General features: G+C 67.5%; 19 protein-coding genes and 1 tRNA gene. 13 read left to right on the top strand and 7 right to left on the bottom strand.

What is annotated here, in order from left to right; all coding sequences use genetic code 11:
* Nucleotides 1–3: 3 nt before the first annotated feature.
* Genes ABD164_RS01900 through ABD164_RS01885 form a run of 4 tightly spaced genes read left to right on the top strand, consistent with a single transcriptional unit; the run spans nt 4 to nt 5,066 of the window.
* Nucleotides 4–1,308 (top strand): type I glutamate--ammonia ligase, encoded by a 1,305-nt coding sequence (locus tag ABD164_RS01900; RefSeq protein WP_344292842.1) that lies wholly within the window; start codon nt 4–6, stop codon nt 1,306–1,308.
* A complete protein-coding gene (locus ABD164_RS01895; protein WP_344292840.1) occupies nt 1,298–2,482 on the top strand; it encodes an amidohydrolase family protein in 1,185 nt (394 codons plus the stop codon). Before ABD164_RS01900 ends, ABD164_RS01895 begins: the two co-directional genes overlap by 11 nt.
* Entirely contained in the window at nt 2,479–3,732 is a 1,254-nt protein-coding gene (locus ABD164_RS01890; protein ID WP_344292838.1) for a M20 metallopeptidase family protein, read from the top strand. The genes ABD164_RS01895 and ABD164_RS01890 overlap by 4 nt, the downstream gene beginning before the upstream one ends.
* Nucleotides 3,729–5,066: an aspartate aminotransferase family protein gene (locus tag ABD164_RS01885; RefSeq protein WP_344292836.1), complete on the top strand. Its 1,338-nt coding sequence runs from the start codon at nt 3,729–3,731 to the stop codon at nt 5,064–5,066. The genes ABD164_RS01890 and ABD164_RS01885 overlap by 4 nt, the downstream gene beginning before the upstream one ends.
* Nucleotides 5,067–5,109: 43 nt before the next feature.
* Here the strand turns inward: ABD164_RS01885 and ABD164_RS01880 are convergent, their stop codons facing one another.
* Both ABD164_RS01880 and ABD164_RS01875 read right to left on the bottom strand, forming a co-directional pair.
* Nucleotides 5,110–5,970, bottom strand: a complete 861-nt coding sequence (locus tag ABD164_RS01880) for a MurR/RpiR family transcriptional regulator (protein WP_344292834.1) — start codon at nt 5,968–5,970, stop codon at nt 5,110–5,112.
* Between the two features lie 50 nt (nt 5,971–6,020).
* Nucleotides 6,021–6,929 carry a LysR family transcriptional regulator gene (locus ABD164_RS01875; protein ID WP_344292832.1) on the bottom strand — a complete coding sequence of 303 codons (909 nt, stop codon included), beginning with the start codon at nt 6,927–6,929 and terminating at the stop codon, nt 6,021–6,023.
* Between the two features lie 84 nt (nt 6,930–7,013).
* Between ABD164_RS01875 and ABD164_RS01870 the strand changes: the two genes are divergently transcribed.
* The gene (locus ABD164_RS01870; RefSeq protein ID WP_344292830.1) at nt 7,014–8,558 is read left to right on the top strand and encodes an aminotransferase class I/II-fold pyridoxal phosphate-dependent enzyme; all 1,545 of its coding nucleotides are present in this window, start codon (nt 7,014–7,016) and stop codon (nt 8,556–8,558) included.
* A 177-nt stretch (nt 8,559–8,735) separates the two neighbouring features.
* On the opposite strand, the gene ABD164_RS01865 is transcribed toward ABD164_RS01870, so the two are convergent.
* A complete protein-coding gene (locus tag ABD164_RS01865) occupies nt 8,736–9,407 on the bottom strand; it encodes a nucleotidyltransferase domain-containing protein (RefSeq protein ID WP_344292828.1) in 672 nt (223 codons plus the stop codon).
* A gap of 369 nt (nt 9,408–9,776) precedes the next feature.
* Nucleotides 9,777–9,847, bottom strand: a tRNA-Gly gene (locus tag ABD164_RS01860).
* Between the two features lie 92 nt (nt 9,848–9,939).
* Here ABD164_RS01860 and dcd point away from each other — a divergent pair.
* Nucleotides 9,940–10,545, top strand: a complete 606-nt coding sequence (gene dcd / locus ABD164_RS01855) for a dCTP deaminase (RefSeq protein WP_344292826.1) — start codon at nt 9,940–9,942, stop codon at nt 10,543–10,545.
* A gap of 45 nt (nt 10,546–10,590) precedes the next feature.
* On the opposite strand, the gene ABD164_RS01850 is transcribed toward dcd, so the two are convergent.
* On the bottom strand, nt 10,591–11,544 hold the full coding sequence (locus ABD164_RS01850; protein WP_344292824.1) for an NAD(P)/FAD-dependent oxidoreductase: 954 nt from the start codon (nt 11,542–11,544) through the stop codon (nt 10,591–10,593).
* A 110-nt stretch (nt 11,545–11,654) separates the two neighbouring features.
* Between ABD164_RS01850 and ABD164_RS01845 the strand changes: the two genes are divergently transcribed.
* The 6 genes from ABD164_RS01845 to ABD164_RS01825 all read left to right on the top strand — a co-directional run bounded on the left by ABD164_RS01845 (nt 11,655) and on the right by ABD164_RS01825 (nt 18,043).
* On the top strand, nt 11,655–12,722 hold the full coding sequence (locus ABD164_RS01845; protein WP_344292822.1) for a glycosyltransferase: 1,068 nt from the start codon (nt 11,655–11,657) through the stop codon (nt 12,720–12,722).
* A 337-nt stretch (nt 12,723–13,059) separates the two neighbouring features.
* Nucleotides 13,060–13,941: a nucleotidyltransferase family protein gene (locus tag ABD164_RS01840; RefSeq protein ID WP_344292820.1), complete on the top strand. Its 882-nt coding sequence runs from the start codon at nt 13,060–13,062 to the stop codon at nt 13,939–13,941.
* Nucleotides 13,938–14,201 (top strand): PqqD family peptide modification chaperone, encoded by a 264-nt coding sequence (locus tag ABD164_RS01835; RefSeq protein WP_344292818.1) that lies wholly within the window; start codon nt 13,938–13,940, stop codon nt 14,199–14,201. The genes ABD164_RS01840 and ABD164_RS01835 overlap by 4 nt, the downstream gene beginning before the upstream one ends.
* Nucleotides 14,202–14,348: 147 nt before the next feature.
* Nucleotides 14,349–15,179, top strand: coding sequence for a glycosyltransferase family 2 protein (locus ABD164_RS17995; protein WP_425545882.1), 831 nt, complete (start codon nt 14,349–14,351; stop codon nt 15,177–15,179).
* Nucleotides 15,180–15,319: 140 nt separating this feature from the next.
* Nucleotides 15,320–17,128, top strand: a complete 1,809-nt coding sequence (locus ABD164_RS01830; protein ID WP_344292816.1) for an ABC transporter ATP-binding protein — start codon at nt 15,320–15,322, stop codon at nt 17,126–17,128.
* A gap of 9 nt (nt 17,129–17,137) precedes the next feature.
* A complete protein-coding gene (locus ABD164_RS01825; protein ID WP_344292814.1) occupies nt 17,138–18,043 on the top strand; it encodes a polysaccharide pyruvyl transferase family protein in 906 nt (301 codons plus the stop codon).
* A 61-nt stretch (nt 18,044–18,104) separates the two neighbouring features.
* Here ABD164_RS01825 and ABD164_RS01820 read toward each other — a convergent pair whose 3' ends face one another.
* Complete coding sequence (locus ABD164_RS01820) at nt 18,105–19,073, bottom strand: hypothetical protein (RefSeq protein WP_344292812.1); 969 nt, start codon at nt 19,071–19,073, stop codon at nt 18,105–18,107.
* A 196-nt stretch (nt 19,074–19,269) separates the two neighbouring features.
* Here ABD164_RS01820 and ABD164_RS01815 point away from each other — a divergent pair, with 196 nt between their 5' ends.
* Nucleotides 19,270–20,229 (top strand): glycosyltransferase family 2 protein, encoded by a 960-nt coding sequence (locus tag ABD164_RS01815; protein ID WP_344292810.1) that lies wholly within the window; start codon nt 19,270–19,272, stop codon nt 20,227–20,229.
* A 59-nt stretch (nt 20,230–20,288) separates the two neighbouring features.
* On the opposite strand, the gene ABD164_RS01810 is transcribed toward ABD164_RS01815, so the two are convergent.
* Nucleotides 20,289–21,449, bottom strand: coding sequence for a hypothetical protein (locus ABD164_RS01810; RefSeq protein ID WP_344292808.1), 1,161 nt, complete (start codon nt 21,447–21,449; stop codon nt 20,289–20,291).
* Nucleotides 21,450–21,457: the final 8 nt, after the last annotated feature.

Raw genomic sequence — 21,457 nt, 5'->3', positions numbered from 1 at the left:
ATCATGACCGCCACCGATCTCGACGAGTTGATCTTCGTCGCAACGACCGACATCGCCGCCCGCACGAAGGGGCGCTCGATGCGGCTGGCCGACTTCGACGAGCGAACCTCGCTCGGGTGGGTGCCGGCCAACCTCGGCATCGGCTCGCTCGGGCACATCGTCGACGACATCCCGTATGGCTCGACCGGCGACCTGCGGCTCAAGCCCGATCTCTCGTCGCTTGCCCGGGTCGACGGAATTCCCGGACGCCCGCCGCTGAACATCGTGTTCGCCGACCAGGTGAACACCGACGGTACGCCGTGGGAGAGCTGCCCGCGCACGTTCCTGCGCGAGACCGTCGATCAACTGCGCACCGAGTTCGGCATCACGACGCGCTGCTCGTTCGAGCACGAGTTCGTCGACAGGACCGCGAGCGGCGACCACCACCCGTTCTCACTCCAGGCGTTCCGGCGCGCCGAACCCATCGGTTCTCAGCTCATGACGGTGCTCGACCGCGCCGGCCTCGAACCCGAGACATGGCTGCCGGAGTACGGCCGGCACCAGTACGAGATCACCGTGGCGCCGACCGACCCGCTCGCGGCCGCCGACCGTGCGATCCTCGTACGCGACATCGTCTACGACCTCTTCGAGGCGCACGGCCGCGAAGCGTCATTCGCCCCGGTGATCGCACCCGGAGAGTCCGGCAACGGTGTGCATGTGCACTTCGGTCTCGACGACGTCGACGGCAACACCCTCGTGTTCGATCAGACGCGCCCGGGCCGGCTGTCGAGGCTCGCGGGCAGCTTCGCCGCGGGGATCGTTCGCCACGGTCCCGCGATGGCGGCACTGTTCGCCCCTCTCGCGACCAGCTATCTGCGCCTGGCGCCGCACAACTGGTCGACAGCTCGAGCGTTCCTCGGCCTGCAGAATCGCGAGGCGCTGTTGCGCATCTGTCCGACGAATGAGATCGACGGGCGCGACCCCAGTCGTCAGCTGCACTTCGAGTTCCGCGGCGGCGACATCGGCGCCAACCCGTGGATCCTGCTCGGCATGATCCTGCGCGCCGGCATGCAAGGCCTGCGCGACGAACTCGAGACGCCCGAGATCGTCGTCGGGGAACTCGACCTCGAGAACACGCACGCCGACCTCGCCAAGCTTCCCCGCGATCTCGAGCAGGCGCTCGAGGCGCTGAAGCACGACGAGGTCGTGTCAGGCTGGTTCTCGCCGGCATTCCTCGCGACCTACGAGACCGTCAAGCGCGATGAGTTCGCCTCGGTGCAGGCGCGCTCTCTGGCCGAGCAGTGCGAGGTGTACGCCCGTGTCTACTAGCGCGAGAACCCCGGCGGCGGCCGTCGCGACCATCGGCGACATCCCGCTGCTCGACCACCACTGCCACGGCGTGACGACCGAGACGCTCGACCGCGCCACGTTCGAATCGCTCATCACCGAGTCCGATTGGGCGGCGCCCGAGGGCACGACGCACTTCGACTCGCAGCTCGGCTTCGCCATCCGTCGCTATTGCGCGCCCGTGCTCGGGCTCGAGCCGTTCGCGACGCCGGAGGCGTACCTCGATCGCCGACGGGAGCTCGGCGGAAGCGAAGCGAGCGAGCGGCTCTTGCGGGCGACCGGAATCAGCGACTACTTCATCGAGGTCGGCCACCGCGGCGATGAGATCCTCGATCCCGCCGGCATGGCGACCGCGGCACGGGCGCGCGCGTTCGAAGTCGTACGACTCGAACGCCTCGCCGAAGAGCTGGTGCTCGCGGGATGCGACGCGGCGGGATTCGGGGCTGCGTTCGCCCGCGTGCTCGACGAGCGTCTCGAACACGCCGTGGGCGTGAAGTCGATCGCCGCCTACCGCATCGGCCTCGACTTCACCCCTGGCCCGCCCTCCGAGGGTGACCTCGAATCGGCGGTGGCCGCGTGGCTCGAGCGCACCGCCGCCGGTGCACCGGTACGCCTCGACGACCCGGTGATCGTGCGCCACCTGCTGTGGGCCGCGGTCGACCGCGGTTGCGCCATCCAGTTCCATATCGGCTACGGCGACGCCGATGTCGACCTGCACCGCTGCAATCCGCTGCTGCTCACCGAGTTCCTGCGGCGGACGCGCGAATCGGGTGCACGCGTGCTGCTGCTGCACTGCTACCCGTTCCACCGCGAGGCCGGCTACCTCGCACAGGTCTTCCCACACGTCTACTTCGACGTGGGCCTCGCCATCAACTACACCGGTTCACGCTCTGACGAGATCATCGCCGAAACGCTCGAGCTCGCCCCGTTCCACAAGATCCTGTTCTCCTCCGATGCCTTCGGCGCGGCCGAACTGTACTTCCTCGGCGCGCTGCTGTTCCGCCGCGGGCTGGAACGCGCCCTCGACACCTTCGCTCGGCGCGACGACTGGCCGGCGGCCGAGCGCCGCCGCATCGCCGAGCTGATCGCGTGGCGCAACGCGCGGCGAGCCTATCGACTCGACGACGATGTGTTCGCGGAGGCCGAGCGACCATGAGCCCGACCATCGTCCGGCTGACCGAGCTGGCAAGCCGTTGGAACGTCGCACTCGAGCGGGAGCTGCCCGCGGCGGTGCGGCTTCGTCGTGAACTGCACGCAGCGCCCTGCCTCTCGGGCCGAGAGCACCCGGCCAAGGAACGTCTCGTCGAGGCGCTTCGTGATCACATCCCGATCGAATCGATCGCAGACGCCGGCGGTGTCGGACGCATGGGTCCCGCCGACGGGCCCGCGATCGCGGTGCGAGCCGAACTCGACGCGCTGCCCGTGACCGAACTGACGGGCGCGCCATTCGCCGCAGCGAACGGGGCGATGCACGCGTGCGGCCACGACGTGCACCAGGCCGCCCTGACGGCGCTGCTGCGCGCGGCCCACGGGCTCGACCTCCCCCTCGGGCTCGTCGCCCTGCTGCAGCCGCGCGAGGAGAGCTACCCGTCGGGGGCCCTCGACGTCGTCGACGCCGGCGTGCTCGAACGGTTCGGGATCGCGCATGTCATCGGCGCGCACGTGCACCCCGGCGTTCGCAAGGGCGCCGTCGCCGCCGGCGGCGGATTCATCAACGCCGCAGCCGATGAGATCGACATTCGCGTGCAGGGTCGCGGCGGGCACGCCGCCTACCCGCACCAGGCGACCGACACGGTCGTCGCGATCGCGAACATCGCGATCGCGATCCCCGAGGTCATCCGCCGCACCGTCACGCCGTTGCGGCCGGCGATCATCAGCATCGGCACGCTCACCGCAGGCGAAGGTGCGGCCAATGTGCTGCCCGGGCAGGCGCGGATCCTCGCGACGATGCGCACCACCGACCCCGCCGATCGGCAGCCGCTGTTCGACGCCGTCCGCGTGATGGCGCAGCGCACGGCCGAGGCCTACGGCGCCCGCGCCGAGGTCACCCGCATCGAGGGCGAGCCCGCGCTCATCAACGACCCGGCGCTGGCCGCAGGCGCAGACGACTGGCTCGCACGGTTGGGCGTGGATGGCGCCGAACCCATGCGCTCGCTCGGCGCCGACGACTTCTCGTACTTCTGCGACGCCGTGCCCTCGCTGATGCTCTTCGTCGGGGTCGAGACACCGGGACAGCATCCGCAACCGGCGCTGCACCATCCGAGTTTCCTTCCGGGCGACGAGAGTGTGGGCGCGGTCGCACGCGCCCTGATGGCCGGATATCTCGCCGCCGCCGAACGAGTCCTCGGGATCGAGCACCACCGCTCCGACCTCGCTGCCCTCGAGAACGCGCCCTTCGACGCATGACGCCCGGCAGCCCCTCACTCGTCGCACGAGACGCCCAGGTGATCGCGGGCGTCGAGAAGCTGCGGTTCTTCCCGCTCGCCGCCCAGTCGGGCCGTGACGAGATGCTGGTCGAACCCGGCGGTCGCGAACTGCTCGACCTGAGCGCGAGTTGGACCGCCTCGGGTTTCGGGCACGGCAACCCCGTGATCGCCGCGGCCATCGCGCGGGCCGCGCGCGACGCTCCCGGGGCGTCGATCCTGTCGGGCACGCATCCCGAGGCCGTTGCCCTGGCCGAGGAACTGCTCGAACTCGTCCCGAGTCGCCTGCCGGCCGGCGAACGCCGCGTCTACCTCGGCCACGCCGGCACCGACGCCAACGACGTCGCGCTGCGAGGATGCCGCCACGCGACCGGCCGCCCCGGCGTCATCGCCTTCGAGAACGGATACCACGGCGGTCTCGGAACAGCGCAGGCCGTGTCGGGTGTGCACGTTGCGGCTGGAGTGCCGGCCGATCCGGGAGTCGTACTCCTGCCCTACCCCGATGCGTACCGGCCGCACACCGGCGCCGCAGCGACCGTCGTCGCCGACGTGCTCGCTCGTGTCGCCCGCGAGCTCGCGCGCGGCACGACCGCGGCCGTGATCGTGGAGCCGCTGCAGTCCGATGGCGGCGTCATCGTGCCGCCCGAAGGATTCCTCGCAGGGCTGCGCGCCCTGTGCGACGAGCACGGCGCCTACCTCGTCGTCGACGAGGTGAAGGTCGGATTGGGCCGGACCGGCCGCACGCACGCGTTCTCGCACGACGGGGTCATCCCCGACGTCGTGACGCTGGGCAAGGCGCTCGGCGGCGGCCTGCCGCTCTCGGCCGCGATCGGGCCGGCCGAGGTGCTGGATGCGCCGGTCGCGTCGGCACTCATGACGACGACCGGCAACCCGATCTCATGCGCGGCGGGCCGTGCCGTGCTCGAGATCGTGCGCGACGGTGCAGCGACCAGGAACGCGCACGAGCGGGGAGCCCGACTTCGGGCACTGCTCGATGAGTACGCGAGGGGCAGCCGTCCGGGTGCGCGTCGCGTCGGCGACGTGCGCGGACGAGGCCTTGCCATCGGCGTCGAACTGGTGCTCGACCGGGCCTCGAAGGCGCCCGACGCCGATCTGGCGGCGAAGGCGGCCTATCGAGCCTGGGAGCTGGGTGCCGTGGCGTACCCCGTGCGCGGCAACGTGATCGAACTCACCCCGCCGCTCACGATCTCCGCAGACAGGGTCGACAGCGCCGTCGAGATGCTCACCCGCGCCATCGACGATGCGGTGGCCGGCGCGGTGACCGATGAACAGGTCGCGCCGTTCCAGGGCTGGTGATGCGCCCGGCGATCACCGGTGTACCGTGCCACCGCGTGCCGTGTCAGCCCGACCGCTCGGCGGCCGCCCGGCCGCGGAGGTTCTCGATGTCCTCGAGGCGCTGCCGGCCCGACTCGCCGAGCCGGTCGGTCACGCCGGCGATCGCCGTCTCGACGACCGCCATCGCCGGCACCAACGAGTCGAACGGCGAGGGGGCATCGACGTTGGCCGGCAGCACGGTCGACGCGACATCAGCCGCGGGCGACAGCCAGCGGTCGGTGAAGAGCACGAGGTCGGCGCCACGATCGGTGACCCGTTGAGACAGCCGGATGACGTGCGGGTCGTATCGTCGATAGTCGAACACGGCGAAGACATCGCCTCGGCGGGTGTCTGCGACCGCTGCGAGGCGAGCGAACTCGTCAGCACCGATGACCTCGACATCGGGTCGCAGCAGCTTGAGGTGGGCGCCGAGGTACTCGGCCAGCAGATGACTGAATCGTCCGCCGATCAGCCGCACCGGATGCCGCAGGTCGGTCAGCATCGAAACCGCCCGTTCGAACTCGCTCACCGGCAGTTCGCCGATAGTGCTCGCGATGCTCGACGAGAAGATCCGCGACGCGCGCGCGAGATCGCTGTCCCCCGAGCGCAGGTCTTCACGTGCGTACTGCTCGAGCGGCGATCCGAGGCGCTCATGCACCTCGCGCACCAACCGCTTCTGGAAGGCCGGGTACCCGCTGAATCCGAGCCGGCTCGCAAAGCGCACGACGGTCGGAGGGCTGACATTGGCCCGCTGAGCGAGTTCGGCGACCGTCTCAAGGCCGGCGATCGGGTAATTCGCGAGGATCGCTCGGCCGACCTTTCGCTCACCCGAGCTCAGCGAGTCGAGTGATTCGCGAACCACCTCGCTGAGCGGGCGCTCGCCCATCGGATCCGTCTCATCGACCAACGTCAGGCCTTCCGTTCGTGAAACATACGTTACATGCTCGCCATGCCTCCCGCGATCGCGGTTCGCGCGATCACCTCCACGATCGATGGATGGAGGGTCGGCGTCGTGAGCAGCACGATCTCGCGCGAGAGATCTGCCCCGATCAGCTCGACCACGCCGAGGTCGTCACGCCGCTCGGCCGGGCTGGGCAGTGCGAGTTCGGGCACCAAGGCGACGCCGAGTCCGGCGGCGACGTATGCGGCGACGACTCGGTAGTCGTCGCTGCGCGGGCCGACGACCGGTTCGAATCCGGCGCCGCGGGCCGCGGCGACGAATGCGGCATCGCCGGGGTCGGTGTCGCTGGTGCCGAGGATCCACACGTCGCCGCCGAAGTCGCGAAGCGGGCGTGCGCCCGCATCGGCGAGCGGATGTCCCGACGGGACGATGAGCGAGAACCGCTCGGTGAACAGGCTCGTGCGTTCGAGGCCGGGCGCGACCGGCGTGGGATCGCCCGGGCGGTCGAACACCACGGCCGCATCGAGCGCGAGCCGACCGAGCTGGTCGGTGAGCTCGTGCAGTTCGCCCTCGGTGATGTGCGGGTCGTATCCCGCGCCGGTCAGTGCACTGACGAGCTCGGGCAGCAGGCGTGCCGCCGCCGTGGGGAAGATTCCGAGACGGATGCGCCTGCGCGCGTCGGCAAGGGTGGCCGCGACCTCGGTTCGGGCTCGGTCGGCACGATCGAGGATCGCGACGGCGTGGGGGAGCCACGATCTGCCCGCCGTGGTGAGGCGGGTTCCCGACCTGGAACTCTCGACCACGGGTGCACCGGTGACGCGGGCGAGTGCGCGCAGGTGATGCGTCACGGTGGGTTGGCTCCAGCCGAGCGCGTCGGCCGCGGCGAGCACGGAACCGTGCTCGGCGACGGCGCGCAGCGCCAGCAGCTGGCGAAGGTCGAGCACGGTGCATCCGTTCAATATGACGTATCGATCAATCAAGAATAATCGCTATTCCATCTGTAACGCGCGCACTGGAGCATGGAAGGCATGACCTGCACGTTCGCCGCGACCGCGACCGCCACCGCCACCGCCACACCGCTCGCCGACCCGACTCGGTTCGGCTCGTCAACCCCGTATGCCGACGCGCTCGCCGGATACGCCGCACGCGACACGGTTCGGCTGAACGTGCCGGGTCACGCCGCCGACCCGCATGCGGCACCAGGGCTCGCGCGATTCTTCGGCAGCGACGTGCTCCGCATGGACGTGCCGCCGCTGCTCGCCGGCCTCGACAAGGGTGACGGCAACCCGCTCGCGGCATCGCTGCGCCTGGCCGCCGACGCCTTCGGCGCTCGCCGCACCTGGTTCCTCACCAACGGCGCATCGCAGGCGAACCGCATCGCCGCGCTGGCGCTCGGCGCATTCCGCGACGCCGAGGCGCCCGTCGTGGCGCAGCGCAGCGCGCACTCGTCGTTCTCCGACGGCATCATCCTCGGCGGCCTGTCGCCTCGGTTCGTGCAGCCCTCGATCGACGGCTGGTTCGGCATCAACCACGGCGTCTCGCCGGCCGCGCTGCGCGAGGCTCTCGCCGGGCTCGGCGCGGGTGAGCGACCGAAGGGCGTGTACCTGATCTCGCCGAGCTACTTCGGGGCCGTGGCCGACATCGCGGCGCTCGCGCAGGTCGCCCACGATGCCGGCGCCCCGCTCATCGTCGACGCCGCGTGGGGTGCGCACTTCGGCTTCCACGAGGACCTCCCCGAGAGCCCGCTGCGACTCGGCGCCGACCTCGTCGTGTCGAGCACGCACAAGCTCGGCGGCAGCCTCACCCAATCGGCGATGCTGCACCTCGGCCACGGCCCGTTCGCCGACGAGCTGGAGCCGCTCGTCGACCGCGCCTTCAAGCTCGCCCAGTCGACGAGCGAGAGCTCACTGCTGCTCGCCTCACTCGACTTGGCGCGCGACGCCCTGCAGCACGGCCGCGACCGCATCGGCGACGCCATCGCGGCCGCCGACGAGCTTCGCGACCGCATCCGTCGCGGCGGCCGGTTCCGCGTCGTCAGCGACACCTTCGACCGGTTCGACGACATCGTCGCCGTCGATCCGCTGCGCGTCTCGATCGATGTCGCGAGCGGCGGCGTGCACGGCCCCACCGCGCGCGAGCTGCTCATGGAACGCGATGGCATCTACCTCGAGATCGCCACCGAGACCTGCGTCGTCGCGGTCATCGCGCCCGGGGTCGTTCCCGACATCGCCCGCGTCGTCGAGGCGCTGCACGCCCTGCCGATCGACGCCGATGCCGCGGCTGATGTCGACGCCGTCGGCTCGGTCGGTGCGCTGCCCGCCCCCGGCCCGCTCGCCATGCTGCCGCGCGACGCGTTCCTGCGACCCGCCGAGGCCGTGCCGATCGAGGCTGCCGTCGGTCGCGTGTCGGCCGACGCGCTCGCGGCGTACCCGCCCGGCATCCCGAACGTGCTCCCCGGCGAGGTCATCACGCCCGAACTCGTGAGGTTCCTGAAGCACGTCGCCGCCACGCCCGGCGGGTACGTGCGCGGCGCGGTCGACCCGACGCTCGCGACGCTGTCGGTCGTCAGCTGAGCGAGCTGACGGTCGCCGGCCGGTTCTGCCTGCTGGTTCTGCCCGTCACTCGCGCTCGCGGACGAACTTCACTTGAGTGCCTATGAGATCGTGGACCGGGTGGTTCCGGGTCAACTGAGTGCGCGGAGGACGTCGTCCATCCCTCGGTGCGCGTCATTTTCCGTGTGCGCGGGGGCATCAGGTCCCCTTCCTGTCTCTATCCGCCGCATTCTCCGGGCGCGGGGACGGCTTCGTGTTCGCAGCGAGGAGGCTTCCGATCTCGACTCCGGTCACGGTCTGACCATCCCTGCGGATCGAGGCGACGAGCTGATCGTCGTGCTCGACGAGGCGGGCGAGCTCCGCGCCTGTGACCGCAAGAACCTGCACCCGATTGCCGGTCAGCCGACGAACCCGTTCATCAAGCGCCTCAAGCACCGCATCACGCTGGTCCGCGGCGGTCGCGTCCTCCCAGACCAGGAGCACATCGACATCGGACTCCGGCCCGGCCTCACCGCGTGCCATGGACCCGTAGATCGCCGCGCTGACGACGATGCCGGCTGTCACCTCCCTGACGGCTTCCTCGACAGCGGATGCCACAACGGCGCGAGAGGCCAGAATCTTCATGATCGGATCCCACAGCACGTGTCCGCGGTTCAGCGTGTACGCGTTCGCCGGTCCGACCTTCTGCATGTCGACCAGGCCCAAGGCGACCAACTCGTCGAGTACCCGCTGTGTGCTGCGAAGCGCTCGCACTCCGCTGAGCGCGTGGATTCGCCGACCGGACGCCGGCTCGGCAAGTACGGCAAGGCGATGCAAGATCCGGCCGCGGTTCTCGCCGAGGATCACGTACTCGGGATGGCTCAGATCCACGGTCCCCCCTGACTCACATCCGCATCAACCGACTACATAATACATCAAGTGAATCATCCGAGGGAGTACGCCGCAGCGTGCCATGCAAAGGTCGGCGTCGCGCCGGACCAGGAGGATCAGGCCCAATTGGATGGCTAGCGCGGTCCCGCCGCATACGAGAACAACGGCCAGGAGTACTTGGCTATTACGTGACTACGAGAGCAGTTTTGCAATCGAGAGTCGCGGCTCCGTTGGGTCGAAATCCATGATCAGCGGGGTGAACGTGTCTGGGCGTGTCCGCGTGGATTCCGGGCGATATCGGCGACGCGGTGGGATTCCACGCCTGCTTCGTTTGCACGAAAAGTGCGGTTGATCAGGAACTTCACGAAGAGCCGATGACGGGAATCGAACCCGCGCTGTCTGCTTGGGAAGCAGAAGTTCTACCATTGAACTACATCGGCGTGCGGCATCCGTGAGACGCAGCGGTGACCATCGTAGCAAGGGTCTCGATACGCTTCGCTACTCGACCGACGACGATCGGTAGGCTGGGCGCGTGCTGCTCTCAGATCGCGACATCAGGGCCGAACTCGAGCGCGAGCGCATTCGGCTCGAGCCCTACGAGCCGGCGATGCTGCAGCCGAGCAGCATCGATGTGCGACTCGACCGCTACTTCAGGCTGTTCGACAACCACAAGTACCCGTTCATCGATCCGGCCGAAGACCAGCCCGAGCTCACGCACCTCATCGAGGTGCACCCCGAAGAGGCGTTCGTGCTGCACCCGGGCGAGTTCGTGCTCGCGTCGACATTCGAGGCTGTGACCCTGCCCGACGACGTCGCGGCGCGCCTCGAGGGCAAGAGCTCGCTCGGACGGCTCGGACTGCTCACGCACTCGACCGCCGGCTTCATCGACCCCGGTTTCACGGGGCACGTCACGCTCGAGCTGTCGAACGTCGCGACCCTGCCCATCAAGCTGTGGCCGGGCATGAAGATCGGACAGATGTGCTTCTTCAGGCTGTCGTCGCCGAGCGAGCGGCCCTACGGCTCGGCCGAGTATGCGAACCGCTACCAGGGGCAGCGCGGGCCGACGGCGTCGCGGTCGTTCCAGAACTTCCATCGCACCGATGTGGGCGTGAGTGAGGCGGGGGCGGCAGGCAGGTGAAGGGTTGCGTTCCGAGCGATCGGATGTCCCGGGCTGACGCCTGACTCAGCGCCCCGATGCTGCAGCGACCGCGGCGCGAACATCCTCCTCGACGAGGTCCTTGTTGATATCGCTGCCCGCCACATTGCCGGCCGCCATCGCGACCGGGACCGACGACTGAGCGGTCGAGATGTTGCCGGCAGCCCAGACCCCTCGTACGTTCGTTCGCCCCGACGAATCGACAAGTACCCAGTCGACGCCGTTCTGCCGCATGGTGCGTGCGCGCAGCTCTCTCAGCAGGTGGTCGTTGGGCACCGGGTGCGGGGCGACGAAGATCGAGTCCGTATCGCGTTCAGTGCCGTCTTCGAGACGGATGCCGCGCAGGCCGCCCGTCTCGTCGCCGACGACCTGCACGACCCTGCGTGACTCGATCTCGATGCCCCGTGCCTCGAGCCCGGCGCGCGCCGTGTCGGCGAGGATCGCGCCCTGCGTGAAGTACGTGATGTGCGGCGAGAGCTGCCGCATGAGTTGCGCTTGTTGCGTGTTCGCCGCGTCGGTCGCGATGACGGCGATGCGGCGGTCGCGCACCTCCCACCCGTCGCAGTAGGGGCACATCATGGCATTGCGGCCCCACTGCTCGGTGAGGCCCGGAATGTCGGGAAGCTCGTCGCGCAGGCCCGTTGCCAGAAGCAACCGTCGTGCGGTGTGACGTTCTCCGGACTCGAGCTCGACCTCGAAGCCGATGAATTCTGCGTCGACCGAGGAAACCGACGCGACCGTGCCCGACTCGACCGCGACGTCGTCATATCGCATGAGTTCGCTGCGCCCGCCGGCGAGCAGGTCGAGCGGCGACGAGTGATCGTGGCCGAGCACTCCGTGCATGTGCGCCGAGAAGCGGTTGCGCGGTTCGCCCGCGTCGACGACGAGCACTCGCCGGCGAGAACGGCCGAGCATCAGCGCGGCACTGAGGCCCGCGCTGCCACCGCCGACGATGATGACGTCCCACCCGGTTCGCTGCATGCGTCAACTCTGACAGAACCCGCTGGCACGACGCAGGCGAACGGATGCCTCGTTCCGCGGCTTCGACGAACACGGTTCACCGCGCGGCTGGGCCGGACTAGGGTGAATCCGTGCCCGAAGTCGTCCTAGCCCACGATTACCTGGTGCAGGTCGGCGGCGCCGAGCGGGTCGTCGCCGCGTGGGCGACCGGGTTCGGCGCAGGCAGGGTCGTCACACTCGCGTACCGGCCCGAGACCACCTTCGAGGCGTTCCGTGCGCTTGACGTGCAGGCGTCCATTCCCCATGCCCTCTCGACGCAGGTCGAGCGCATGCTTCCGGTGCTGCCGTCGATCGCGGCGCACACGACCGTGTCGGGCGGCGATGTCGCACTCGTCTCGACGAGCGGCTGGGCGCACCGGTTCCGCTTCGAGATCCCGCATGTCGTGTACGTGCACAGCCCGGCTCGGTGGCTGTACGCGGCCGACGACTACCGGATGCGGCTGAGCAGGCTTCGTCGCGCAGGCCTTGCAATGAGCACGCCGCTGCTGCGCGGGGGCGACCGTGAAGCGATGCGGCGTGCCAGTGCAATCGTGTCGAATTCGCAGGTGACCCGTGACCGCATGCGAGCGGCCTACGGGTTGGACTCGGTCGTCGTGAGCCCGCCGGTCGAGGTGGTCGCCCGTGACGCCGTACGGCCAGTGCGTGACCTGCCTCGCGAGTTCGTCGTGGTGGTCGCCCGAGATCGCGGGTACAAGAACGTCGCCCTGGCCGTGGCGGCGGCACAGGATGCAGGCTTGCCGATCGTGATCGTCGGCTCCGGATCAGAGACGCTCGACGAACCCGACTCGGGTGTCATCGGCCTCGGCCGGGTGACCGATGCCGAGTTGTGCTGGGTGTATCGCGCGGCGTCCGTCGTGCTCGGCGCGGGTCGTGAGGACTTCGGTCTGACGGTGCTCGAGGCGGCGCTCGAGGGCACGCCGGCGGCGACGGTCGCAGCAGGCGGCTACCTCGAAACCGTGCGACCGGGCGTGAGCGGTGTGCACGCGGCATCCGCTTCATCTGACGATCTGGGGGCAGCGATTCGCAATGCACGCGACCTCGACCCCGTCGCCTGCAGGGATTGGGCGCGCGGCTTCGGCCGCGACGCACACATCGCGCGCATCGGAAGGGTGATCGAACAGGTGGCGCAGCGGGCGTGAGCGGGCCTTCTACGCCTTTGCTACGCCAGGCACGTTCGTCTCAGGCGGTTTCCGCTGCGGTGAACGCTTCGCCCAGTTGATGCATGGCCGTTCCACCGTGATGAACAGCACCTGACCCACCGCGAACACGACACCGAATCCAACGGTCCAAAGAGGAACGCGATCGGGCGCAGGCCATCGACGGATTGGATCCCTGCGCCGGCTTCCCTGTGCTATTCACAGCTACAGCCCTTCGTCAGATTCGACCTCACCCTTGGCCGCCGGTGTGGGGCGCTGCGGCACGGCATCGCAGTAACACCAGGAGAATTGCGACATCGTTAGAGTGAGCGACGAGGCGGTGGCAGCGGAAGTGAACGAAGTGGGAGTCAGCGTGCCACTCTCGGTGCGCCTGCGATTCGGGCACGCAGCCGTGCAGCACCTCGCCGACGAGATCGGCGTCGACCTGCTGCACATCAAGGGCGTCGCGGTCGACCCCGAGCTGCGATCCGGCCGTGACTCGGGCAGCGACGTCGATGTGCTGGTGCGGCCCGGTCACGTCGACCGCCTCGACCGGGCGATGCGGCGGCACGGGTGGCGCCTCTACAGCACGTTCGAGTGGGGTTCGCCGTTCGGCCACGCCCAGACCTACCTGCACGACGCGTGGGGGTACGTCGACATCCACCGCTTCTTCCCCGGCATCCGGCTCGAGCCTGGCCGCGCATTCGAACAGTTCTGGCGCGACCGCAACGAGGTACAGATCGCGCGCATCGGATGCCACGTGCCGAGCGTCACGGCACAGGGGGTGCTGCTCGTGCTCAACGCCGCCCGGTCGACGAACGGCAGAAGCGTCGACGTGCGCATGGCGTGGGTCGACGCATCGACCGAACGCCGCGCCGAGATGACGGCGCTCGTCGCTGACCTCGACGCGTCCGTCGCGTTCGCGGCTGCGACCGGCGAGCTGGAGCGGTACCGCGGCGAACGCGACTACCGGCTCTGGAAGATCGTCTCCGAGGGCGGCTCGCGCTCGGCCGAATGGTGGGCACGGATCCGCGCGGCGCCGAACCTCGGTGCGGCGCTGCGGGTGGCAGCCCGCGCCCCGCGTGTGAACGTCGACCATCTCGCACACCGACTCGGACGAGCGCCGACACGTGGGGAGGTCGCAGGCGAGTTCTTCCGCCGACCCGCTCGCGCCGTGCGCGAGGCCTGGCGCGGCATCCGCCGTGCGGAGCCGGGTCGATGACGGGGCTTCGCCGGGCGCCCGGCATCGGAATTCAGGAGCAGAACGGCGCGGTGTACGTCGCGCCCCTGCCTGACGGCCCGATCGTCGTGCTCGACGGTGTCGCCGGCGTGATCTGGCACGCGGCCTGCGCCGGCGATCGCGCGACGATTGCTGAGCGGGTGGCCGAGGCGACGGATGCCGCTGCCGACGAGATCCGCGACGACGTGGATGCCTTCGTGGCCGATCTGGTGGCGCGAGGGCTTCTGGTGTACGACCCGTGATCAGTGGTCTCTTCTCCTCGTAGATAGAGATCGACCGGTTGCATCGTCTATGCGTTCCCGTGGATTAGCACGAGTAAGCTGCCGAGCACGGTGCGTCCTGGACGTTGCGTGAGCCAGCGGATGTGAGTCCCATCTTGATAGGAACCAATGCAATCGGTATCGGTCGTCATTCCTGCTTGGAACCCGGGCCCGTTCCTTGCGGAGGCGGTGACGTCGGCAGTAGATCAGATCCCGGCGCCGCTCGAAGTTCTGGTGATTGACGACGGCTCGAGCGAACCTATCGAGGTCCCTGCGTATCCAATCGTCCGAGTGATTCGGCAGCGCAACGCGGGCCCGAGTGCTGCCCGTAACAGAGGCATCCGTGAATCTCGTGGTGATCTTGTCGCGTTCCTCGACGCGGACGACGTGTGGTATCCGGGCAAACTGGCTGCCCAGCTTGCCGTGATGCGACCCGAGGTCGGACTGTGCTCATGCGATTTCAACGTGATCGAGGCGTCTGGGAAACGTGACGGCTGGGGAGGGCCAGGAGGGAACTATCAGCAGCTCTTGCGAGGGAACAGCATCCACACGTCGGTGGCGATCGCTCGTCGCTCGGTCCTCCTCGATGTGGGCTGCTTCGATGAAGATCTCACGCATAGCGAAGAGTGGGGAACGTGGCTGGACATCTCCCGCCGAAGTGAACTCGAGCATGTTCCTGGCGTGTTCGTGGGCTACCGGCTCCACGACCGCAACGCGAGTAGGGACTATCGACGCATGTGGCGAGGCGCGATGAGGGTGCTTTGGCGCCACCGCGGATTGGATGCTCTCCCAGGCGTGCGGCGTGTCGGGCAGATCTATGGCGCGCAGGCATTCGATGCGTATCGGGCCACGAAAGTCCCTTCCCATCTCGTGTGGGCTATCGCCTTGTGGCCCGAGTACGTGACTCGGCAGGTACTACAGAGATCCAAGCGTGGGGTTGGGCGAGGGCCGCGCGGATGATCGAATCTCGTCACGTGCGGACCGTAGCCGTCGTCGAAGGCGAAGCCGTGCGCTCGCCGCGGAATCCGCGCGGCTAAGATCGCGGGGGGAATGCTCGCCGGCCGCCCGAAGGCCAGGGAGTGGGCGACGGAGGAGAGACGATGGCACGTGAGGCAGGCGAACACCGCCTGTACGCGCAACTGGGCCTGATGCTCCGCATGGCCTCCGCCGACCCTCGGCGGTGGATCGTCGGTACGGTCGCGGCGTCTCTGGTGCTTGCAGCGCTCGACACCATCGGCGTCGCCGCGATGGTGCCGCTCACCGAGCTGATGACAGGCAACACCGACGGGTGGTTCGTGCGGTGGCTCTCTGGCGCCGTCGGCACGAACCAGCTGGCCACGCTCATTCCGGTGATGGCCGGAATCATCACACTGGTCTTCATTCTGAAGAGCATCGGGTCGATCGTGTTCCGGTGGTGGCTCCTCGGTCGTACCACCCGCATCTCTGCACTGTCGTCGGCCGAACTGGCGCGCCGGTATGCGTTGGCGCCATACGCCGACCACCGGTCACGACGCATGAGCGAGGTATACCGAAACATCAATGACGCTACGAACCAGGCATCGAGCGTGCTGCTCGGTATCGTGAGCATCATCTCCGACGGTATGGTGCTCATCGCGATCACGGCCGTGCTGGCGCTCACTTCCCCCGCCGTCACCCTGTTCATGGTCGTGTTGTTCGGGTTCCTGGTGTTCGGCGTACAGCTGGTATTGCGTCGCCGGCAATACCGCGTCGGCGAGGAATTGGCCGCTGCCGGCCTCGAGGCATGGCAGTTCCTCCTGCCGGGACTTGACGGCTTCCGAGAGGCGCGGCTGACGTCGAGTTCGAACGCGTTCATCGACGGATTCCGAGCTGCGAGGATGAAACGAGCCCGGGCATCGCGCCTGATGGGAATCCTCTCAGACCTGCCGCGATACCTGCTCGAGATCGGCTTCGTAATTGCGATCATGGGCATCTCTGCGATCCTCTTCACCACGGGCACGACGGCAGAGGCACTCACCGTACTTGGTGTGTTCGCAGCGGCATCCCTTCGTGCATTGCCGGCCATGAACCGCATCTCGGCGAACCTCGCAACGGCCCGCACCGGGCGGGCGGGTCTCGACATCATCACGCGGGTGGTCGATGAGCTCGACGCTGGTGGCAGGCATGATGAGCGACCGAAGAGCGACGCAAAGTTCTCAGGAGACATCGTGTTGCGCGACGTGAGCTTCCACTACCCCGACTCGGATGATGACGTGCTGCACGGAATCTCGCTCGACATCGCTGAGAACCGAACAACCGCGTTCGTCGGCTCGAGCGGTGCAGGCAAGAGCACGCTGCTCGACCTCGTACTCGGTCTGCTCGAGCCCACAGGGGGTTCCATCGAGGTCGGGGGACGGCCGATTGCCGGCGATCTCGCCAGTTGGTACGCCGGGCTCGGGGTCGTCCCGCAAGATGTGTTCCTCCTCAACGACACCCTCACGGCCAACGTCGCTTTCGGGGTCGCGCCACGCGAGGTCGATGCCGAGCGCGTGCATGAGGTCATCCGGATGTCGCAGCTCGACGGCCTGCTCAGGGAACTGCACGACGGGCTCGACACCGTCGTGGGTGAGCGCGGCGTGCGCCTCTCTGGCGGGCAGCGACAACGCATCGGACTGGCTCGCGCACTCTACCGACGGCCGAACGTGCTCGTGCTCGACGAGGCGACCTCCGCGCTCGACAACGTGACGGAGCACGAGATCGCCAACACTCTGGGCACTCTGCAGGGCACCCTGACGATCGTCATCGTCGCCCATCGCCTCTCGACCGTGCGCCACGCAGACACGCTCGTGTTCCTCAAGGACGGTCAGGTCGAGGCCGAGGGCACCTTCGATGAGGTACGGGCGCAGAGCACAGACTTCGCGCGGCTAGTCGAGCTCGGTGAGCTCACCTGAGGGAGCCCAATGCACTACGCCCATCCGATCCGTCGACGAGTTCGCGAACTTAGGCAACTCGCCGCAGCGGCGGCACAGCCAGCCACCAGAAGTCGCGGTGTCGCCGTTGAAACATACTGGTGGGCGTGGCAGCCGAACTTCGGGGATGACCTGACGCGATGGCTGCTCCCAAACTATGGTGTCGTCCCCATGTATCGCGAGCCCTCCGATGCGCGATTGGTTGGGGTGGGAAGCATCCTTGACATCCTCCCGACTGGCTTTGACGGAGCTGTCTGGGGGAGCGGTCTGATGAACGACCATGCCTATCCGCTCCCACGGGCACAGATTCTGGCGGTTCGAGGACACTTGACCCGTGAGCGCATCGCCGCCCCTGAGACGGTGGCGGTGGGCGACCCGGGGCTGCTCGTCCGGCGTCGCGTGCAACGTCCGGGGGTCCGTTGGGATGTCGGGCTTGTTCCGCATGGCGCGCACCGTTCGAATGCGCCGTTCCTCGCGCTCGCTGAAGCCACCGGTTTCAGCGTGCGTGTGATCGATGTGCATCGCACGGCCCCTCGTGCCGTGGGCGAGATTGCGGCGTGCGCCACGGTGTTGACCACGTCGCTTCATGGACTGATCACCGCGGACGCGTTCGGCATCCCCGCGCTCTGGACGACACTCGAGCCGCCGCTTGGCGGGGGAGCGTTCAAGTTCGCCGACTATGAATCGGTGATCACTCCCAATGCATCCCGCTACCTCGAATTCGACGAGAGGATGCCGCTGGCGGAAATGCTCGCTCACACTGCCGCTGCACCTCAGCAGACGGTCGAGGCTGCGTGCGATGCATTGGAGGCTGCGCTAACCCGGTTGCCTGACGTGCTCGGTGGGTTGCCCCGGTTCCCGCTCAGCATGTGGAGGCGAACGGATGACGGTCGCTAACGGCTGACGGTCGATGAACTCCGACCGACGTTAGAGGAGTTGTCCTTGACCCGCGTGGGTTTCAGTCGCGCTCGTCGTCCACCCGGGGGTTATCCCAGGACACCACTTTGGGATACCCGGTGCCGACGATTCGGTCGAGTGCGTCCATCAAGGTGCGGCTCGCGGCTGGTTCAACCTTTCGGCAGAACGGGGAGCCGGAACGCAGTAGGTCATCGAGGTCGGCGAGCGTGCAGGTCGTGGGTTGATCCAGCACCGGGTCCCAAGTGACATGCGTCACCGAACCGAGCCGCGTGGGCAGGGCGCGCCACGCGAGCGGTGTGACGAGAGCGGACTCGTCGGGAATCACCGATCGCTGGTAGAGCCGCCGGAGCGGAGAGCCGGGTGCAAGGTCATCGTCGAGCAGCCAGTCGAGTTCCCGCCTGCGCAGTGCGACCCATTGGCTCCCGAAGTAGCAGGGTCGTTCTGGTGAGAACGGCGTTCGCACGCGCCGGATGCCGTAGTGCACGCCACGACCCCGTTCGACAACGCGGACGCTGAAGAGTGGTTCGGCTCGAAGCGCAATTGCGCCTCGGATGCGGCGAAGCCGCCTCCCCCAAGTTCCCGTGAGCCGAATACCGAGGTGAGCGGCGGGGGAGCGAAACCAGCGATAGATATATCGCGTGAGTTCGTCTCGCCCCTGGCCCCGGCGCCGTCCCCACCTTGGCGTGTAACTGAGCTCCTCCGCCACTCCGGTCCAACTGTCTGCCGCGATCGCCTCGGACTCCCACTCCGTTAGTCGCCGAACCGGATAGTCCTGACCGGATATAAGACAGACGAGCTGCGGATCCACCAGCGTCCGCACACGCTCGAACGCGAGAAGCGTCGCCTCCACCAACTCCCATGATCCCCAGTCGGTGGCAAGGCCGTGATCGAAGATCTCCACGCGCGGATCGTCGAGTCTGACCGGGAACTTCGTCTGGCGCGCGTCGTGTGCGATGAGGACGAAGGCATCTGGACTCGACGTCGTGATCGCACGGACCAGTCGCTGCACTTGCGGCCAATCCTTGTGGGTCAAGACGACGTACGCCGCGCGGACGGATCTCTGCTGCGGCGATCTACCGCCGTCCCTCCTAGCCACACCGTTAGCATACGAGGGCCGACGGTTCCAGTTGACCGTTCGATTCTTGCATGCCCGCCTTGGCGTGCGGCGATAGAATCGCCGCCATCGAAACGAGGAACAGGAGAACATGGGCGACGCACCCCGGCTGAGCGTGTGCATCGTGACGTATGAGCGGCCGAATTTCCTACTTCGATGCCTAGGTTCGTTGAAGACGGGACTCGACGACCAGGCCGAGGTTGTGGTCGTCGATGCTTCCTCCACCGATCACAGCGAGCGCGTGCGCGCGATAAGAGAGTCAGTCACGTATATCCATGCGCCAGAGCTCGCAGGTTGGATGACCCGTTCGCGCAACGAAGCTTTGCGCTGGGTACGAGGCGATATCGTCAGCTTCCTCGATGATGATGTAGTGCTGCGCGCCGGATGGCAGGGTGGCCTTCTCAAGGCGTTCGACGATCTCACGGTGAGCGCAGTCGCTGGCAGAACGTGCAACGGAGTACCCGGCGAAGAGCGATATGAGCGCCCTGTTGGACGCCTACTTCCCAATGGCACGCTGACTGACGGATTCGCGTCTCTGGGCGAAGAATCTGTGGAGATCGACCACGGGATCGGCGCGAACATGTCGTTCCGAAGGTCGGTTCTCGCCGACCTCGGCGGATTCCGAGACGACTACCCCGGCACGGCCCTTCGCGAGGACACCGATGTCTTCCTGAGGGTGCGGGCGATCGGTGGTCGGGTCGTCTTCGCTCCCGACGCGGCCGTAGACCACCTACCGGCACCTCACGTTCGCGGCGCGCGGTTCGACACCCGCTACAAACTCTACGGGCGACGCAACCACATGGTGCTGCTGGCTCGCAGCGGCGGCATCCGTTCAGCAATGCTGCGGCGATGGATGTGGCTTCAGCTGAAGGGCGTTGGTTCGGCGCCGGGTGTGTCAGGCAAGGTGCGCCGCCTCGGCGTCACAGTGATTGGACTCGTTTGGGGCAGCGGCGCCGTCTTCCGGTCTGCCCGTTGGTACCCGCTGCCGCCCCGACGGGATGATCAGATCGGCCGAGAACTGCGTGCTGCGCTGAGTTCGCCTATTGCTTGACGCCCTCGTCGATGTAGCTCAAGTTGCATTGAAGGGGTGTGTCGTTTGGGCGACTGGATTCAACGGCTAAGCCTCCGGCGTGCACGCCGGAGCAAAGAGAGAGCCTTACGGCGTCCGGTCGTGACGCCACGCCTCGTCAGCGCCACTGGTGCTGGGGGCAATCTGAATCCAGCTCGCCGGGCCTGCTCCCTGATCTCGCCTGCAAGCACCGAACTCCGCTGAGTCACGACCCAGTCCATGAATGACGTACGGCTCTTTCTGTAGGCGGCGATGTCGAACACGACCCGGAACTCCTCGAGTCGATTACTGATCTCGAGCGTAAGCTCCGTGCGAGCGCACTTCGGACAATGCGAGCAATTGCCGCCATCCGGCAACGGATTGGTGCAAACGTTCAAACTGGTGCGCGCAACCGGGATGTCCGCCACCATCAGCGTCTTCTCGACGCGCGTGTACTGATCTCCATGCGAGATGGGCCGGAACTGGCGGGTGGCGAGCAGTGGCATGGAGATCGGCTCGGAGAACGCAGTGTCGTGCAGCCTTCTCACGGTGATGTTCGGGAAGCTGACGCTGCCAGCCAGATAATACCGACCGAGGCCGGCCTGGAGAAGAGACGCCGCGCTGAGATTCCGTGGTCCGTTGGTTTGTTGAAAGTTGGTGAACCCGTAGAAGTCATCGAGGTTCGAGTCCACGGGTATGAAGGGCAGCCCGATTTCCTGGGCGACAGGAACCAACCGGTCACGGTGACTGCGAAAGACGCTGCGTCCTCTCTCTCCAGATGTATGAGAACCGACGTTGAAGAACGTGAGGTGGGTGACTCGGAGGTCTTGCGGTACCGGTTGGAAGAAGTGCTCCGCCAGCACTGCATAGCTGTCTACGCCCGCAGAAAAGCCGGTGCCCACGCCTCGGGCGGGTTCGCCCCCTGGAGTCGTGTTCGTCGCGTCGACATTGACTCGCCGTAACCCGCGGATCACTGTCTCCAGAATGTGCTGATAGCCGTGTGTCAGGTTGTGCGCGAGTTCGTCAGTGACCGGGCCGCTGACGTGCATCGGCTCGGCGGCATGCATTGCCGGAATCAACAGGCCGATGACGGCGGGGTCGGCGCGATCCGTGACGAGCGGGGCATGCTCCTCCGGGAGGCGGAACCAGAGGTGATCAGGTGCGCCCGTCAGTCCCCCGACCGGCACAGACCAAGTGATCTGCCCGTCATTGGAGTTGAGCACCGGTGTTC

Source organism: Agromyces neolithicus (assembly GCF_039529735.1).
Lineage (GTDB): Bacteria > Actinomycetota > Actinomycetes > Actinomycetales > Microbacteriaceae > Agromyces > Agromyces neolithicus.
The sequence above is the reverse complement of the archived record's forward strand: the minus strand, read 5'-3'. Positions and strand labels throughout refer to the sequence as shown.